The 2,461-nt window shown below is 60.7% G+C and carries 4 protein-coding genes; 2 read left to right on the top strand and 2 right to left on the bottom strand.

Annotated elements, in window-relative coordinates; genetic code table 11:
• Both ACZXDY_RS45485 and ACZXDY_RS45490 read right to left on the bottom strand, forming a co-directional pair.
• Window positions 1-440 (bottom strand): sulfite exporter TauE/SafE family protein (locus ACZXDY_RS45485; RefSeq protein ID WP_464349958.1); only part of this gene is annotated, 440 nt, incomplete at its 3' end.
• Between the two features lie 191 nt (window positions 441-631).
• Entirely contained in the window at window positions 632-1,576 is a 945-nt protein-coding gene (locus ACZXDY_RS45490) for a transcriptional regulator GcvA (RefSeq protein WP_464349959.1), read from the bottom strand.
• A 121-nt stretch (window positions 1,577-1,697) separates the two neighbouring features.
• Between ACZXDY_RS45490 and ACZXDY_RS45495 the strand changes: the two genes are divergently transcribed.
• Together ACZXDY_RS45495 and ACZXDY_RS45500 are read left to right on the top strand one after the other, a co-directional pair.
• Window positions 1,698-1,946: a DUF1127 domain-containing protein gene (locus ACZXDY_RS45495; protein WP_456646784.1), complete on the top strand. Its 249-nt coding sequence runs from the start codon at window positions 1,698-1,700 to the stop codon at window positions 1,944-1,946.
• A 36-nt stretch (window positions 1,947-1,982) separates the two neighbouring features.
• A partial coding sequence (locus tag ACZXDY_RS45500; RefSeq protein WP_464349960.1) for a glutathione S-transferase family protein occupies window positions 1,983-2,461 on the top strand: 479 nt, incomplete at its 3' end.

Below are 2,461 nucleotides of genomic sequence, written 5' to 3' on the forward strand. Positions count from 1 at the left end.
CCAAGCACGCCGTTGAGGAAGCCAACCGCAGCGTCGGCCGCGCTCCCTCCGGTGGAGATCGGTTTTAGGCTGGGTCGGAGAAGTGCGTCGAGACTGTACGCAGCGAGGAACGCACCAACCGCGATGCTGACGGTTCGAGGATCGGACCAGGTCAAGAGAGACACGCCCGTCGGAACCCCGAGGGCTGCGCCGACGATGAACGGCAGCAATTTGCTCCCATCGAGCGCGCGGCGCAGTCTCCAGACTGAGTAGCCCTGCACCAGAAGACCGAAGTCGACGATCAATGTCGTGCTCTGCAGCGGCGTGAGGATGTAAAGCCATAGCGAAGCCGCCACAAGTCCAAAGGCAAAGCCCGAGAGCCCAGCAACAAGTGCACCCGCAAAGGTCGCAAGCAGAAATAGCGGCAGTTCAAAGTGGACCCGTCCATGCGCTCGCTCCATAGTAAAGCGAGCAGCGCTTGCATGGGGCCACCATTTTACGGGGAGGCTGCGACGTCCCCGATCAGTAAACTAGTGCAGGAAGCGAACGGCCGCAACGAGCGACGGTTTTACGCCGCCTTTCCTATTCGCAACGGCGATCAGGAAGGATTACTGACCGTTGCTTGATCTTCAATCGTCTGCGTGAGGACGGATCAGTTCCCGCTCTCCTTGAGCGGGTTCAAGGACCAGCCCAGCTTCTTGAGCTGCCGCAGATCCCTGGAAGCCTCTGCCAAAAGCCAGTCGCGGAACGTGACGATCTTCGGCTGGGCTGCCGTCGCCTTCGGACAAATGATCCAATAGGTCTTCGATAGTCGCAACGCCTCCGGAAACGGCCGCACCAGCCGCCCGTTGATCAGGTCCCACGCCGCCAATGTCGTCCTTGCAAGTGCGATACCCTGGCCGTTGATCGCCGCGTCGATTACCATGCTTGCCCGATTGAGCACCGGGCCGTGGATGATATTCGTGTCGTTGACGCCCGCCGCCTGCAGCCACCTGGACCAATCTGCCCGGGTATCCATATGGATCAGTGGATATTTGAGGATGTCGGCTGGCTTGCTGAGCCGTCGCCGACCCGAGAGAAGCTTCGGACTGCAAACGGCAAAGAGCTGCTCGCCGCTCAGCTTGATCGTATCTAGCCCGGGCCAATTGCCCTCGCCATGGCGCACCGCAAGGTCGACTTCCTCTCGCGCGAAGTCTACGTGATGAAGCGTTGCGGAAACGCGAAGGTCGATCCCGGGGTGAGCTTCGGCGAAATGGCCGAGCCGGTGAACCAGCCACTTGGCGGCAAAGTCTGGCGAGGTGCTGACGGTGAGGACGCCGGCGTTTTGCCTTTGCAGAAGCCGCTCGGTGCCAACCGCAATACGGTCCAGCGCATCGCGTACGATGGTGAGATAGTTCTTGCCCGCCTCGGTGATGATCAGGCGCTGGCGCTCGCGATTGAACAGCTTGATCGCAAGCTCCGCCTCCAGCGCCTTGACTTGATGGCTCACGGCGCCCTGCGTGACGCAAAGCTCCTCGGCTGCGCGGGTAAAGCTTTCATGCCGAGCCGCGGCTTCGAAAGCCTTCAGCGCATTCAGGGGCGGCAAGCGTGGACGCATCGCACAAGGACTTCATGAGAAAAACTAGGGCCGGCCAGAGAAACGATGCTTTGCCGATCACGGACCGCTGACCTTATGGGAAAGCTCCAACGCAGCATTTCATGAGATTTGGAGCTTGTCGATGTCAACCGTTGCCCGTAACGCCTCGCCGCTTCGGCTGATCCGGCCGGCCAGTCTGCTCCCACAACTTCATCAGGAAAATTCGGTGCAAAGGCTCGGCGCTCCGGGACGCGGGCTTCGGGCTTGGTCCGCGCGGCGCGGGCTGCGTCAGGCACTCCGCGATCTGGCCGACGACCAGCATCTGCTCGCCGACATCGGCCTCACGCGCGAAGAGGCGCTGGACGAAGCCGCTAAGCCGTTCTGGCGATGACAAGCGCCCGTTGCGAACAAGATAGAGGAGGAACAGATGGCAGAGCCAATCGTCTATGGTTTCCCGCGAAGCACCTACGTCAACATCGTGCGGTTGATTCTGACGCACAAGGACGTAGCGTATGGCTTTCATGACCTTGAACCGGTGATGGGCAAGCGTGAGCATCTGGCGCTGCACCCGTTCAACCGGGTCCCGATTCTTCGGCACGGCGACTTCACGGTCTACGAGACCAGCGCGATTGCCTCCTATGTCGACGAAGCCTTCGAAGGGCCAAAGCTGACGCCGAGCGACGTCCGCCTGCGGGCGCGCATGAACCAGTGGATCAGTGCGGTCAACTCCTACTACTACCCCTACATGATCTATCACGTGACGCACGAACGGCTGGTCTTTCCGGAACTCGGCCTCGCGTCCGATGAAAAGGTCGTGGCACACGCGATGCCCAAGGTCGAGCTTGCGCTTGGCATGGTGGAGCATGAATTGGAACACGGCCAAGACTACCTGCTCGGCACGGAAAT

The organism is Bradyrhizobium sp. LeoB3, from assembly GCF_055456055.1.

Coding starts and splice junctions, on each gene's coding strand:
- ACZXDY_RS45490 (WP_464349959.1), bottom strand. CDS start 1,576: ATGCGTCCACGCTTGCCGCCCCTGAATGCGCTGAAGGCTTTCGAAGCC.
- ACZXDY_RS45495 (WP_456646784.1), top strand. CDS start 1,698: ATGTCAACCGTTGCCCGTAACGCCTCGCCGCTTCGGCTGATCCGGCCG.